The sequence below is a fragment of the Sphingobium xenophagum genome (genome assembly GCF_002288285.1).
Lineage (GTDB): Bacteria > Pseudomonadota > Alphaproteobacteria > Sphingomonadales > Sphingomonadaceae > Sphingobium > Sphingobium xenophagum.
Map to the genome: position 1 here is coordinate 277,113 of NZ_CP022745.1, position 14,243 is coordinate 291,355.

14 protein-coding genes and 2 pseudogenes are annotated in these 14,243 nt (G+C 62.9%); 6 read left to right on the forward strand and 10 right to left on the reverse strand.

Annotated elements, in window-relative coordinates; all coding sequences use genetic code 11:
- Positions 1-4: 4 nt before the first annotated feature.
- Both CJD35_RS01335 and CJD35_RS01340 read right to left on the reverse strand, forming a co-directional pair.
- Entirely contained in the window at positions 5-388 is a 384-nt protein-coding gene (locus CJD35_RS01335) for a VOC family protein (protein WP_017184159.1), read from the reverse strand.
- 14 nt (positions 389-402) lie between these two features.
- Complete coding sequence (locus CJD35_RS01340) at positions 403-1,512, reverse strand: S-(hydroxymethyl)glutathione dehydrogenase/class III alcohol dehydrogenase (protein ID WP_017184158.1); 1,110 nt, start codon at positions 1,510-1,512, stop codon at positions 403-405.
- Between the two features lie 101 nt (positions 1,513-1,613).
- Between CJD35_RS01340 and CJD35_RS01345 the strand changes: the two are divergent.
- Positions 1,614-2,500: pseudogene (locus CJD35_RS01345) on the forward strand (LysR family transcriptional regulator).
- Here CJD35_RS01345 and CJD35_RS01350 read toward each other — a convergent pair.
- From CJD35_RS01350 to CJD35_RS01375, 6 genes are all read right to left on the reverse strand, one after another.
- A complete protein-coding gene (locus CJD35_RS01350; protein WP_017184156.1) occupies positions 2,497-3,075 on the reverse strand; it encodes a TetR/AcrR family transcriptional regulator in 579 nt (192 codons plus the stop codon). The pseudogene CJD35_RS01345 and the gene CJD35_RS01350 sit on opposite strands and share 4 nt — an antisense overlap.
- Positions 3,076-3,119: 44 nt before the next feature.
- Positions 3,120-4,148, reverse strand: coding sequence for a tRNA preQ1(34) S-adenosylmethionine ribosyltransferase-isomerase QueA (queA, locus tag CJD35_RS01355; RefSeq protein WP_086485750.1), 1,029 nt, complete (start codon positions 4,146-4,148; stop codon positions 3,120-3,122).
- Between the two features lie 119 nt (positions 4,149-4,267).
- Complete coding sequence (locus CJD35_RS01360) at positions 4,268-4,987, reverse strand: peptidylprolyl isomerase (RefSeq protein WP_017184154.1); 720 nt, start codon at positions 4,985-4,987, stop codon at positions 4,268-4,270.
- An 80-nt stretch (positions 4,988-5,067) separates the two neighbouring features.
- Positions 5,068-5,580 (reverse strand): pantetheine-phosphate adenylyltransferase, encoded by a 513-nt coding sequence (gene coaD, locus CJD35_RS01365; protein WP_017184153.1) that lies wholly within the window; start codon positions 5,578-5,580, stop codon positions 5,068-5,070.
- Between the two features lie 5 nt (positions 5,581-5,585).
- Positions 5,586-6,500: a polyprenyl synthetase family protein gene (locus CJD35_RS01370; RefSeq protein ID WP_380790590.1), complete on the reverse strand. Its 915-nt coding sequence runs from the start codon at positions 6,498-6,500 to the stop codon at positions 5,586-5,588.
- 5 nt (positions 6,501-6,505) lie between these two features.
- Positions 6,506-6,778, reverse strand: a complete 273-nt coding sequence (locus CJD35_RS01375) for an exodeoxyribonuclease VII small subunit (protein WP_017184151.1) — start codon at positions 6,776-6,778, stop codon at positions 6,506-6,508.
- Between the two features lie 168 nt (positions 6,779-6,946).
- Between CJD35_RS01375 and CJD35_RS01380 the strand changes: the two genes are divergently transcribed.
- On the forward strand, positions 6,947-7,327 hold the full coding sequence (locus tag CJD35_RS01380; RefSeq protein WP_017184150.1) for a hypothetical protein: 381 nt from the start codon (positions 6,947-6,949) through the stop codon (positions 7,325-7,327).
- 166 nt (positions 7,328-7,493) lie between these two features.
- On the opposite strand, the gene CJD35_RS01385 is transcribed toward CJD35_RS01380, so the two are convergent.
- The gene (locus tag CJD35_RS01385; RefSeq protein ID WP_031309815.1) at positions 7,494-8,576 is read right to left on the reverse strand and encodes an IS5 family transposase; all 1,083 of its coding nucleotides are present in this window, start codon (positions 8,574-8,576) and stop codon (positions 7,494-7,496) included.
- 181 nt (positions 8,577-8,757) lie between these two features.
- On the opposite strand from CJD35_RS01385, the gene CJD35_RS22320 reads away from it, so the two are divergent.
- From CJD35_RS22320 to CJD35_RS01395, 3 genes are all read left to right on the forward strand, one after another.
- Complete coding sequence (locus CJD35_RS22320; protein ID WP_140159584.1) at positions 8,758-9,393, forward strand: hypothetical protein; 636 nt, start codon at positions 8,758-8,760, stop codon at positions 9,391-9,393.
- 73 nt (positions 9,394-9,466) lie between these two features.
- A complete protein-coding gene (purL, locus tag CJD35_RS01390; RefSeq protein WP_017182819.1) occupies positions 9,467-11,656 on the forward strand; it encodes a phosphoribosylformylglycinamidine synthase subunit PurL in 2,190 nt (729 codons plus the stop codon).
- Between the two features lie 167 nt (positions 11,657-11,823).
- Entirely contained in the window at positions 11,824-12,171 is a 348-nt protein-coding gene (locus CJD35_RS01395; RefSeq protein WP_081490909.1) for a GIY-YIG nuclease family protein, read from the forward strand.
- Here CJD35_RS01395 and CJD35_RS01400 read toward each other — a convergent pair.
- A complete protein-coding gene (locus CJD35_RS01400) occupies positions 12,132-12,914 on the reverse strand; it encodes a methyltransferase domain-containing protein (protein WP_017182817.1) in 783 nt (260 codons plus the stop codon). The genes CJD35_RS01395 and CJD35_RS01400 overlap by 40 nt on opposite strands.
- 81 nt (positions 12,915-12,995) lie before the next feature.
- Between CJD35_RS01400 and CJD35_RS01405 the strand changes: the two are divergent.
- Positions 12,996-14,209, forward strand: a pseudogene (locus CJD35_RS01405) (DUF418 domain-containing protein).
- Positions 14,210-14,243: the final 34 nt, after the last annotated feature.

Here is a 14,243-nt window from a genome sequence, read left to right on the forward strand (position 1 = left end):
CCGTTCAATCCTTCGGGCCGACATTGGGCGCATAGGCGCAAATCTTGTTGCCATCCGGGTCACGCAGATAGGCGCCATACATATTGCCGGGCGAATTGGGCCGGAAGCCCGGCGCGCCTTCGCTCGTCCCACCTGCCGCAACGCCATTGTCGTGAAAGGCGTCCACCTCGGCATAGCTTTTCGCGGCAAAGCCCAGCGTATGGCCGTTGGCAGAGGTCGCTGGCGCGCCATCGGCAGGCTTGGCGACCACCACCGCGCCGCTGGCCGACGGATAGATCAGGCCATTGGGATAGGGGGCCGCGGCATAGCCCAGCGCCCCCATGGTCGCGTCCCAGAAGGCGCGCGCCTTTTCAATGTCGTTGGTGCCGAAATAGACATGGGTAAACATGGATCGCTCTCCGCTCAGAACACAACGACGCTGCGGATGCTCTCGCCCGCATGCATCAGGTCGAACCCCTTGTTGATCTCTTCCAGGCTCAGCATATGGGTGATCATCGGGTCGATCTCGATCTTGCCGTTCATGTACCAGTCGACGATCTTGGGCACGTCGGTCCGGCCCTTGGCCCCGCCGAACGCGCTGCCCTTCCACACCCGGCCAGTGACCAGCTGGAACGGGCGGGTGCTGATTTCCTTGCCCGCTTCGGCGACGCCGATGATGATGCTTTCGCCCCAGCCGCGATGGCACGCCTCCAGCGCGGTGCGCATCACCCCGGTATTGCCGGTGCAATCGAACGTATAGTCCGCCCCGCCATCGGTCAGCGCGACAAGATGCTGGACGATGTCACCGTCCACCTTGTTGGGATTGACGAAGTGGGTCATGCCGAAACGGCGGCCCCATTCTTCCTTGCTGTCATTGATGTCGACGCCGATGATCATGTCCGCGCCGACCAGCTTCGCGCCCTGAATGACGTTCAGGCCAATGCCGCCCAAGCCGAAGATGATGACGTTGGACCCCGGCGTCACCTTGGCGCTGTTCACCACCGCGCCCACGCCCGTGGTCACGCCGCAACCGATATAACAGCTCTTGTCGAACGGCGCGTCCTCACGGATCTTTGCCACCGCGATTTCGGGCAGCACGGTGAAGTTGGAGAAGGTCGAACAGCCCATATAGTGAAAGATCGGCTGGCCCTTGTAGGAAAAGCGCGTCGTGCCGTCGGGCATCAGCCCCTTGCCCTGCGTCGCGCGGATCGCGGTGCACAGGTTGGTCTTGCCACTGAGGCAGCTTTTGCACTGGCGGCATTCGGGCGTGTAGAGCGGGATGACATGATCGCCCGGCTGCACGCTGGTAACGCCCGGTCCCACCTCGCGCACGATGCCCGCGCCTTCATGCCCCAGGATCGACGGGAAAATGCCCTCGCTGTCGAACCCGTCCAGCGTGTAGGCGTCGGTATGGCAAATGCCGGTCGCCATGATCTCGACCAGCACTTCACCCGCTTTTGGCCCCTCCAGATCGACCTCGACAATCTCCAGCGGCTTTTTGGCTTCAAAGGCGACGGCGGCGCGGGTTTTCATGGGGAAAGCTCCTGTTCTGATATGGCTCCGCCCTAGCAATATCCCACCCGCGCGATAAGGAGGGATTGTTGCAATTCATTATTTCATATCAGGGATAATCCATGCGCGGCTGGGATGGGATAGACGAATTTGTCGCCGTGGCGACCACGGGCAGTTTCAAGGGCGGCGCGGATGCGCTCGGCCTGTCCACCACCCATATGAGCCGCGCGATCGCCGCGCTGGAAAATCGGGTGCAACGCCCGCTCTTTCACCGCACGACCCGCACCGTCCGGCTGACCGACACGGGCCGCCTCTTCTACGACCATTGCAGCCGTATCGTCACGGAACGGGACGAAGCCATTGCGCTGATCAGCGAAGGGCGGAACCGCAGGGCGACCTGCGCATCACCTGCTCGACCGCCATGGGGGAGCGCTTCATCGCCCCCATCGTCCGCGCATTCGCCGCACGCTATGTCAAACTCGCTGTCACGATAGAGCTGACCAACCGGCTGGTGGACCTGATCGGCGAAGGGTATGACATGGCGATCCGCACGGGAACGCTGGCCGATAGCCGCCTGATCGGCACGCGCATTGCCTCGCGCACCCTCTATACCTGCGCCGCCCCCGCCTATCTCGCGGCGCGCGGCACGCCCAACGCCATTGCCGACCTTGCCCATCATGACTGCCTGATCGGCACCACGACCAGTTGGCAGTTTCGCTCCTGGGGCCGGATCGAAACCATCCGCCCGCGCGGCCGCTGGCGCTGCAACAGCGGGGAAGCGGTGGCGCAGGCCGCCATCGCAGGCATGGGCATATGCCAGTTGCCCGAATTCTACGTCCTGCCCCATATCGCGTCCGGCGCGCTAGTGCCGCTGCTCGCCAATTTCGCGATGGAGGATGAGCCGATCTGGGCCGTCTATCCCCAGCGCCGCCACCTCTTGCCCAAGATTACCGGCCTGCTCGACCTGTTGCGCAGCGAATTGCCCGTGGCGCTGGCCCGGCGGGACTAACCCTCGTGCCGGAAGATCCGCGCGACCTGCACCGCAATCTCGCGGGGTGTCAGGCGACCGGGCCGGAACCAGTCCGCCGCCGCGTTGAGTTGCGACAGGAGCAGATTACGATAGATCGACCTGTCGATCCCCGCCGGTAAAGGCAGGTCGGCCACGATCGCCCGGAACAGCCCCTCGAAACGGTCGCGCCGCGCCACAAGCTGCATACGCACATCGTCGGGCACTTCGCGAAAATCATTCATCATCGGCGTCGTCAGCGAATCGGGTGCCAGTTGCACCTCCAGCAGCGCAACGCACGCCGCTTCCAGCCGCTCCCACGGATCGGCGACGTCCGCCACCGCGGCTGCGATCCGCGCCTCCGCTTCATCGAGGGCGCCATTATGCAATTCGACGAACAGCGCGTCCTTGGACTTGATATGGTGATAGAGCGATCCGCCCAGCACCCCGGACGCCTCGCCAATGTCGCGCATCGACGTGCCACGATAGCCCTTGCGCGCGAACAGCTGCGCCGCGATCGCGAGTATCTCCTCGCGCCGGGACCGCCCGCCTTCCTCGCTTCCCGCCTGCTTGCTCATGCGCGCTGGCCTAGCACAAAATGCCGCCCCGGATCATCCCGGCGTCACGGCAGCAGCAGCGACGAATCGCCATAGCTGTAGAAACGATAGCCCGCCCCGATCGCATGGGCATAAGCCGCCCGCATCCGCTCCGTCCCCATCAGCGCGCTGACCAGCATGAACAGGGTCGATTTGGGCAAATGGAAATTGGTCATCAACCCGTCGACCGCCCGGAACCGATAGCCCGGCGTGATGAAAATCCGGGTTTCATCGGCAAAGGCACGGATGATGCCATCCTCGCCCGCCGCGCTTTCCAGCAGGCGCAGGCTGGTGGTGCCAACAGCGATCAGCCGCCCGCCCGCCGCGCGTGCGGCATTCAGCCGCTCCGCCGTCGCCGCCTCGATCCGGCCCCATTCGGCGTGCATCCGATGATCGTCGGTATCGTCCGCCTTGACCGGCAGGAATGTCCCCGCGCCCACATGCAGCGTCAGCGTCTCGGTCACGATGCCGCGCTCCGCCAGCGCCGCCATCAATTCCGGGGTGAAATGCAGCGCAGCCGTGGGCGCTGCCACCGCACCATCCTCCCGCGCGAACATCGTCTGGTAATCGGCCCGGTCGCGCTCGTCGGTCGGACGCTTGCTGGCAATATAGGGCGGCAATGGCATCCGCCCTGCCCGCTCCAGCAATATCTCCACCGGCTCCTCGCCCTCGAAGCTCAGCGTCACCCCACCATCATCGTCGCGCGGCCCGGCGATGGCCGTGACCCCCGCGCCGAAATCGATCCGGTCACCGTCACGCACCCTCTTGGCATTGCGCAAAAAGGCCTGCCACTGGCGCAGCCCCAGCCTTTTGTGCAGCGTCGCGCCGATCCGCGCATTGCCGCGCATCCCCTCCAGCTGGGCCGGAATGACGCGCGTATCGTTGAACACCAGCACATCGCCCGCCCGCAACAGCGAGGGCAGGTCACGCACGCTCAGGTTAGCAAAGTCGCCCTCGCCCGGCACCAGCAGCAAGCGCGCACTATCGCGCGGCGACGCAGGCCGCAGCGCAATATTCTCCGGCGGCAGGTCGAAATCGAAAAGGTCTACGCGCATGGTCTAAACGCTGCCCTGTTCAGCCTTTATCGGTGTTCCCGCGAAGGCGGGAACACCCGGTGCTATAATCATGATAAAGCGAAGGGATGGTGGCCGGACGAACCAGCCCCTTCTCCCGCTTATTTCGCCGGCGCGCCAATAATCGACGGCGCAACCGGGGCGACCGGCGCGGTCACCGGCGGCTTGCCGTCGCTCTCGATCGATGCTTGCAGGATCACGGTCGGGTTGGCGGGCGGTTCGCCCTGCGCAATCGCATCGACATAATTCATGCCCTCGATCACCCGGCCAAACACCGTATATTTCTTGTCGAGCTGCATCCTGGGCAACAGCACGATGAAGAACTGGCTGTTGGCGCTATCCTCGCTCTGGGCGCGGGCCATCGACACGGTACCGCGCAGATGGGGCATCGGGTTGAACTCGGCCTTCAGGTCCGGCAACGTCGAACCGCCCGTGCCGTCGCCCTTGGGGTCGCCGCCCTGCGCCATGAAGCCGGGAATGACGCGATGGAATTTCAGGCCATTGTAGAAACCCTGCCGGGTCAGTTCCTTGATCCGCTCGACATGGTTGGGCGCGATGTCGGGGCGCAGCTGGATACGCACCCGCCCGCCGCTCGACAGGTCCAGATCCCAGATATTCTGCGGATCGGCCGGCACCACCGCAGGCGGCAGCTTGGGGGTCAGGTCGCCGCCCAGCGACTTGGCATTCTCCGCCGCCCGCGCCGCAGCCTCCGCCTTCTTCAATTCATCGCCCTTGCTACCGCCGCCCTGGGCATAGGCCATGCCGGACGCAGTGAGGGCGATGCCGATCGCCACGGTCTTGAGCGCGCAGGTGAAACGCATGGGACTTACTTTCCTCAATATCTTGGCCGTCCTGATAGCGCGCTGATCGCGATTGGCAACTGAACGCAGGCTGAGCGAGCTTATACGCTGCCCTTGCGTCCCAGTTTTTCTACCCGCGCCACGACTTCGTCGCGCACCACCGGCCCCACAAATTTATGGATCGGCCCGCCATAGAGCGCGATTTCCTTGACCAGTCGCGACGCGATCGGTTGCAGGCACACGTCCGCCATCAGGAATACCGTTTCGACGCGGGCGTTGATCTGCTGGTTCATCCCCGCCATTTGATATTCATATTCAAAGTCGGCGACCGCGCGCAGCCCGCGAATGATGACGCTTGCGCCCTGCGATTCGGCAAAGTCCATCAGCAGCGAGTTGAAGCCGACGACCACAATGTCGGCGTCGATCGCCGCGCATTCGCGCCGGACCATCTCCAGCCGTTCCTCATCGCTGAACATGGGCGACTTGCTGATGTTGGTCGTCACACCGATCACCAGCCGGTCGACCAGCTTCGCGCCGCGCCGGATGATGTCCATATGCCCCAATGTAATCGGGTCGAACGTGCCGGGATAGACACCTATGCGCTGCTTGCTCATGCCGTTTAGCGATCCCTTTCCACGATATAGTCGGCAATGGCGCGCAGCAGGTCGGCTTCCGCGCCATAGCCATGCAGATGCGCCTTGGCCTGATCGACCAGCATGTGCGCCTGCGCCCGCGCCCGATCGACGCCCAGGAGCGACACGAAGGTTTCCTTGCCCGCCGCCGCATCCTTGCCCAGCGCCTTGCCCGCCAGCGTCGCGTCGCCCTCTACATCCAGCAGATCGTCGGCAATCTGGAACGCCAGTCCGATGTCGCGCGCATAGCCATGCAAGCCGGTGCGGGCATCGACCGGGATGCGGGCCATGATCGCGGCGGCATCGACGCAAAAGGCGATCAGCGCCCCGGTCTTTAGGTTTTGCAGCCGGGTGACGGTGGCCAGGTCGAACCGGGCATGTTCCGCCTCCAGGTCCATCATCTGCCCGCCCGCCATGCCAGCAGGACCGCTGGCCAGCGCCAGCGCGCGCACCAATTCTATCCGCACGAACGGGTCGGGATGGGTTTCCTCGTCGGACAGGATCTGGAACGCCAGATCGTGCAGGCAATCGCCGGCCAATATGGCCGTCGCCTCGTCAAACGCCTTGTGGACGGTCGCCTTGCCCCGGCGCATGTCGTCATTGTCCATCGCGGGCAGATCGTCATGCACCAGCGAATAGACATGGATGCACTCGATCGCCAGGCCGACCCGCAGCGCCGATTCGCGTGACAGATGGAACAGGTCGCTGGTCGCCTGCACCAGCAATGGCCGCAACCTTTTGCCGCCGCCGATCGCGGCGTGGCGCATCGCCTCATACAGTCGCGCCCGTGGATCGTCCGGCACGCCCAGCAGATGGTCGAACGCCCGGTCGATCGCGGCCGCGACTTCTGCCGCGCGCGCCTTCACCAATGCCCCGGCGGAGGCCGTCTCTCCCCCGATCATGCCGCTCATTCCGCGCCGAACGGCTGCGCGCCGGTTACGGCGCCGCTGGCGTCTGTCGTCAGCTTGGCGATCCGCGCCTCCGCCGACGCCAGCCGCTCCGTACAGCGTTTGCGCAGCTCCTCGCCCTGCGCATAGAGCGAGATCGACTCGTCGAGCGGCACGTCGCCGCTTTCGAGCCGCCGCACGATCGTTTCGAGCGCGCGCAGCGCATCCTCGAAAGAAAGACTGGCCGGATCAAGGGCCGAATTGGAAGGGGCCGTGCTGCTATCGTCTGCCATGTCCCTGCATTGACCGCCACTGCCGCCCCGGTCAAGCCATCACACCGGCTTTCGTACCCGCTTTCATGACTGTCATCGTGTCGTCATGACGTCATATGATAGCGATGGGGGATTAAGCGCAGTTTTGCGTTGACGCAGGATGTTGCAGGTGCACATAGAAGGACCGCTATGAAATTTTACATTCCCCTGATCGCCGTTGCCTCGCTCACTCTGCTGAGCGCCTGCAACAAGAATGACGAACCCGAAGTCGTTGGCGGCCCTGCCGATCCGATGGCTGCCGAACTGGCCAATGCCGCGCCTGTCGAGCTGCCCCCGTCGGTCAAGGCCAACAAGCAGTTCCGGTGCAAGGACAACAGCCTGATCTTCGTCGACTATATGAGCGACGACAAGACGGCCCAGCTGCGCACTGAAAAGGGCGGCCCCGCCACCACGCTGAAGGCGGAAGAAGTCGGCAAGCCCTTCACGGCCGAAGGCTTTGAAGTCAGCGGCGCGGGCGACGAAGTCACCATCACCGTGCCCGGCAAAGGCGCACAGGCCTGCCACGTCTAAGACGCACGCAGCTGGACACCTCGAAGAACCGCTGGATTTGCGTGTAGGGTCGACGGTGCGGATTGAGGCGGCGTGGAAGGAGTGATGTTGCAGCGTATTTGTCGGTGATTTCGATATTGCCGGTGCCGCAGTGGCCGGATTTACCGTCGGTAGCGCTTGGTTCATATCAAGCAGGCGCAGTTCGCCCTTCGAGCCAGGCCAAGCGCTGGAAGTTATAGGCCAAGTTGGCCATGCCGATCTTGATGGTAGCGCGGGCGATGCCGATGGTGCGCACGACCAGCCCCATGCGGTTCTTTTGCCCGGCGAACACATGCTCGACCTGGGCGCGGATCTTGGAACGCCGGGTATTGGCCTTGGCGATCCGCTCAGGCAACGCTCGCCGCGGTTTACGCCGCTGGTGAATGTGGCTGGTGAACATGCCACTGGCCAGGAACGCCTCGTTCTTCTTGGATCGATAGGCGGTATCAGCCCAGACGCCGGAGGCAGTGTTGTCCTTACTGATCAGAACCGGCAGCCGTGCGCCGTCATGGGCATTGGCGGCGCTGGCATCCCAGGTGCGGATCAGCCCATGGGTTTTGTCGATGCCGATATGATTCTTGTACCCGAACATCGGGATGGCCAGATCGACCGGCCTAGCCGCCTTGGGATCGGCGCCCTCTTTGATCTTGGCCTTGCTGTACTTGATCGACCAGCGCGCATCACGGTCCTTTTGCCGGGTCTTGGCCGGCTTCCAGCCCTCGGGCACGCCGCCTTCCTTGATCGCTGCTTTCTCCGCTTCGGTATTGCGCTGTTTGGGTGCCTGCACGACCGTAGCGTCGATGATTTGCCCGCCCATGGCGAGATAGCCCCGATCCTTGAGGGCAGCGTCGAAGCGAGCGAAAAGTTTGTCTATGGCCTTGGCATTTACCAGGCGTTCCCGAAACAGCCACACCGTGGTCGCATCCGGCACGGTGCCATCGAGCCCAAGGCCCAGGAACCGTTGGAATGACAACCGGTCTTTGATCTGAAACTCGGCGGCCTCGTCCGACAGCGAATAGAGCGCCTGTAGAACCAGAATCTTGAACATCAGCACCGGATCAAAGGGCGGTCGCCCACCCTTGCCGCGAACGCAGCGACGAAGCGCTGCCACCAGCGGACCACGGAAAACCTCGAAATCCACAACTGCCGCTAATCGCTCCAGCGGATCGCCCGCCGCGCTCAGCGCATCGTACCGGTCCGAAAGATCGAAGAAACCAGGCTGACTTGCCATCATCGCCTCCTACGCATCGCCGACGAAGTGAATCAAATCCGCCGATCAAACGCCAGAGTTTTTCGAGGTGTCCAGCTTCCTCATTCCCGGGCCGGACCTTTCCCCAAAGGTCCGGCCTTTTTCTTTTGCGCTCTTGTATTCTATGTTTTGCGAACTCAAAGCGCCCTGATATGCCCGCACAATGAACAACGACATTCAACTACAGTGGAACGCAATTAAGGCTGCTCCGATTATATATCTAGCAGCCATAATAGTCGTTGCATGTGTCATCTGGCTTGTAGTTACCCATTTGAAATCTAATACAATAGAGTCATTAGAAGCACGGCTTAAGTTGCGAGATGATGAGATTTTGGATTATCGCCGCCAACTCGATGGAGCATCTCCAGATGAAGCTAAAGCACGAATAGAATTGCTCGAAGCCAAGATCGAAGAATTAATGCCTCGCCGCATTCTGGCAGACCAACGAACCAAGATCCAAACTGCCCTTGCGGGGACGAAGTGCTCGATAAGTATAGGTTCGGACATGGCCTGCGCTGATGCCCCAGCGTTGAACTCCGGAATCAGTGCCGCCTTTCGCAATGCAGGATGGCAAGTCCAGAATCCGTCGTTCATGGGGTTAAGCAATGCGCCCCTCAGTGGTATTGGCGTACGATGCCTCGATCCAACCAATCCGACAGATTGTGAGACTGCCGTAATAAATGCATTAAGGGCCGCCGATATAAAGTTTGACGTTCAAACCGGGCGCGACAGATCTCCGCACGAAGGGATGCCGAAAATCGACGTGGAAATAGTTATCACGCCACGAGTGTGTGATTAGCAACCTTTTCACTTCCAACTCACCACCATACCCACCATTGTGAATCCTGCGCCGCCCCGCTAAAGGCGCGCACATGTCCAGCACCGCTCCCCACATCACCCCGGAAATCGTCGCCGAACATGGCCTCAGCCCGGAAGAATATGACCGCGTCCTGAAAGCGATCGGCCGCGAACCGAACCTCACGGAACTGGGCATATTCTCGGTCATGTGGTCGGAACATTGCAGCTATAAAAGCTCCAAGATCCACCTGATGAAGCTGCCGACCACTGGCCCGCAGGTCATTTGCGGCCCCGGCGAGAATGCAGGCGTGGTCGATATTGGCGATGGTCAGGCGGCGATCTTCAAGATGGAGAGCCACAACCATCCCAGCTATATTGAACCCTATCAGGGTGCAGCGACCGGCGTTGGCGGCATTTTGCGCGACGTGTTCACCATGGGCGCGCGCCCGGTCGCCAATATGAACGCGCTGCGCTTCGGTCGGCCCGATCATCCCAAGATGCGCCACCTGATCAGCGGCGTCGTGCGCGGCATTGGCGGCTATGGCAATTGCGTCGGCGTGCCCACCGTGGGCGGCGAAGTCAATTTCCACCCCGCCTATGACGGCAATATCCTGGTCAACGCCATGACCGTGGGCATCGCGGACACCGACAAGATTTTCTATTCGGCAGCATCCGGCGTTGGCAACTCCATCGTCTATGTCGGCTCCAAGACCGGCCGCGACGGCATCCATGGCGCGACCATGGCCAGCGCCGATTTCGGCGACGATGCCGACGCCAAGCGCCCGACCGTGCAGGTCGGCGATCCCTTCACCGAAAAGCTGCTGATCGAAGCCTGCCTTGAACTGATGGCGTCCGACGCGATCGTCGCTATTCAGGATATGGGCGCGGCGGGCCTCACCTCCTCCAGCGTCGAAATGGCGTCGAAGGGCGGCGTCGGCCTGCTCCTCAACATGGATGCCGTGCCGCAGCGCGAAACCGGCATGACTGCCTATGAAATGATGCTCTCCGAAAGCCAGGAGCGCATGTTGATGGTCTTGAAGCCGGGCCGCGAAGCCTTTGCAGAGGCCATTTTCCACAAATGGGAGCTGGATTTCGCGGTGATCGGCGAAGTCACCGACACGGGTCGCATGGTCCTGGTCCATCATGGCGAAACCGTGTGCGACATTCCGCTGGCTCCGCTGGCGGACGACGCCCCGCTCTATGATCGCCCCTCCATGCCGGTGGACGACTATAAGGCCTGGTCGGGCGTCCAGCCGCTCGGCGACATCCCCGAATCCACCGACATCGGCGCGGACCTCATCACGCTGATGGGCAGCCCCGACATCGCCAGCCGCCGCTGGATCTGGGAACAATATGACCATATGGTCGGCGCGGACACAGTCCAGCGCCCCGGCGGCGATGCGGCCGTGGTTCGCGTCCACGGCTCCAGCAAAGGCATTGCGATCAGCACCGATTGCACCCCGCGCTATTGCTATGCAGACCCCTATGAAGGCGGCAAGCAGGCGATTGCCGAATGCTATCGCAACCTGAGCGCGGTCGGCGCAAAGCCGCTGGCCGTGACCAACTGCCTCAACTTCGCCAACCCCCAGCGCCCCGAAATCATGGCACAGCTGACCGGCTGCCTTGACGGGATGGGCGACGCCTGCCGCGCATTGGACTTCCCGATCGTGAGCGGCAACGTGTCGCTCTATAACGAAAGCAAGGCGACCGGCGGCGGCAGCGCGATTCTGCCTACGCCCGCAATTGGCGGGATCGGCTTGCTGGCGGACGTCGATGTGATGGCGACGGTCGCGTTCAAGAATGAAGGCGACGCCATCTGGCTGATCGGGGGGCCAGAAGGCGCTTTGGGCACGCATCTGGGCCAGTCGATCTGGCTGCGCGAAATCGCCGGTCGTGAAGCGGGTGAAGCACCCAAGGTCGATCTGGCTGCCGAGCGCGCCAATGCCGACATGATCCGCACCCTGGTCGCATCGGGTTCGGTCAATGCCGTTCATGATATTGCCGATGGCGGCCTGATCGTCACGATCGCCGAAATGGCGCTGGCGGGCAAAATCGGCGCGCAGCTCGACGACACGCTCTCCACCGCCGCCGCCTTTGGCGAAGATCAGGGCCGCTATGTCGTCACCGCATCACCAGGCATCGACATTCCGGGCGCAATCCGTATCGGCACCACCGGCGGATCGACCGTTGCCGGCGTCCCCCTCACCGACCTGCGCGCCGCGCATGAAGGCTTCTTCCCCAAGCTGATGGACAGCGAACTTTAATCCCAAACCCCCGTCGTCCCCGCGGACGCGGGGACCCAACGCCCGTTACGCACCTGGATACAATCGGCGCGCAACGCGCCCGCCCGTAGCGTACCCCCGCGCCTACCGTTCGGTGCAACATGGGTTCCCACTTCCGTGGGAACGACGGCTATTGTTAAAATCACGCCATGCGAATCCGCCAGCCTTGCGTCTATATCCTGGCCAGCCAACGCAACGGCACCCTCTATATCGGCGTTACATCAGACCTCATCGCCCGCCTCCACCAGCATCGCACCAGTGCAGTCCCCGGCTTCACCCGTGATTACGGCGTAAACCGCCTCATGTGGTTCGAGCAGCACGGCACGATGGATGAAGCTATCCTCCGCGAGAAACGCTTGAAAAAATGGAACCGCGCCTGGAAAATCAGCATGATTGAGGAATTGAACCCGCACTGGGACGATCTCGCTATCGGATTAGGTTTTGAACGCCTGCCGGATCACGCCACGCCTCGCGTCACCCGTCCAAACAGAACCTGATAGCTATCATTGCTGCCTTCAGCCTCGAATGCGGCCATCACCCGCCGCAAATCGCCCGGCGATAGCGGCGCGCGCCCTTCGCCCGGCACCACCGCGCCAATCCCGCGCAAATGGGCGATCAGCCCCCGCGCGCCGCCGCAATCCAGCGCATACTCCTCGTCAAAGGCGAAGGCGTCGCCAAAGCGCGCCAGCATAGCGCGCAAGTCGTCCAGCGTCGGATAATCCGGCACGCCAGCCACCAGTCCGCACCGCGCGTGCGCGGCCCGCCAGCGGGCAAAGCTGCCCTGCCCCATGGTCGAGAAAATCAGGCTCCCGCCCGGCCGCAACAGCTCCGCCAGCCGCGCAATGCCGCTCGCCAGATCATCGAACCATTGGAACGCCAGGCTGGACACGATCAGGTCGAACCATGGCCCGTCGAAGATCGGCGCTTCCCCGTCCATCGTCAGGAACCGCCCCGCGACATGGCCTGCGGACGCGGCCTGTTCCAGCATCCCTGGCGACAGGTCGGTCACGACCATCTCTGCGCCCGGCCAGCGCGCCTGAATGTCGCGCGTCAGGAACCCGGTGCCGCAACCAATTTCCAATATCCGCGTGATCCCATCGGGCTTTTGCCGCTGGGCCAACTCTGCCACCAGCGCCGCCGCCAGCCGCTGCGGCCCGGCATGGTCATCATAATGCGCCGCCGCCGCGCCGAAGGCGTCGCTGATCCGTTGCTTGCGCCATTGCCTGGAGCCATCAATCATGGCTACGCGCCTTGGCAGAGGCTTGCGCCGCTGACCAGTCCCCTTCAAGGAAGCGTCATGACATCCCCCCGTATCCCCGCCATGGACGTGCTGCGCGGTTGCGCGGTGATGGGCATCCTGTGGATGAACATCACGGCCTTCGCCCAGCCCCAATCCGCCTATTTCAACCCGGCGGCATCGGGGCCGCTCGGCATTGGCGACATCGCTTTCTGGATGAGCAGCCTGATTCTGTTCGACGGCAAGATGCGCGCGCTGTTCGCCATGCTGTTCGGCGCGTCGATGCTGTTGCTGATCGACCGGGAGGAAATGGCCGGGCGTGACGGCCGCCGCAGCCAGATGATCCGCGCAGGCTGGCTGTTCGTCATAGGCATGGCCCATTATCTGCTGCTCTGGTGGGGGACATATTGGCGATCTATGCGGTCGTCAGTCTGGTGGCGCTCGGCTTCGTGCGACAGGAACCCATGGCGCTCGTCAAAAGCGCTTTCCTGATCTTCCTTTTTCACTTCCTGATCTGTGCCGCCTTTCTCGCCACCCTCTATGCCTGGGGCCATGCCGCCGCCTTGCCCGGCGCGGGAACGGCCACGCGCAACGGCTTTGCGACCTTCATGGCATCGCTGGCGGACCCGGCCAGCCCCGGCGTCCGCGCGGACATCGCCACCTATCGCAGCGGCTTCGGTACGATCCTGTCGCACAAGCTCGCTTCTTTCCCCGGCGAATGGTTCTGGGGTTTCATGTTCACCGCCCTGGACGTGCTGGGCTTCATGCTGCTGGGCATGGCGATGCTCAAGGGCGGCTTTCTCACGGGCCGCTGGCCTGCCGATCAATATTGGCGCACCGCGCGCCATTGCTTTCTCATCGGCCTGCCACCGATGATCGGCCTTGCCATCTGGATCATCGCCAGTGGCTTTGCCCCGTTACCTGCTTTCGGCACCGTCCTGCTCTGGTCCTTCCCCTTCCGCATACCGCTTGCCGTGGGCTGGGCCGCGCTCATCCTGTGGCTGCTTGCCCGTCATCGCAATCACCCGCTGGTCGCCCGCCTGGCTGCCACCGGGCGAATGACGCTCAGCAATTATCTGGGATCCACCCTGCTCATGACCTCGCTCTTCTATGGCTGGGGGCTGGGCTTGTTCGGCCATGTCCGCCCCGCCCTGCTCCTGCCCTTCGTGCTGGGCGCCTGGGCGTTGATGCTGCTCTGGTCGCCGCTTTGGCTGTCGCGATTCGCCGTTGGCCCGGTGGAATGGCTCTGGCGCAGCCTGATCCGCGGCCAACCGCAAAAGATTCGCAAGAGCAGCTGATTACTATTGCGACCTATTATCATCTGCGCTATCT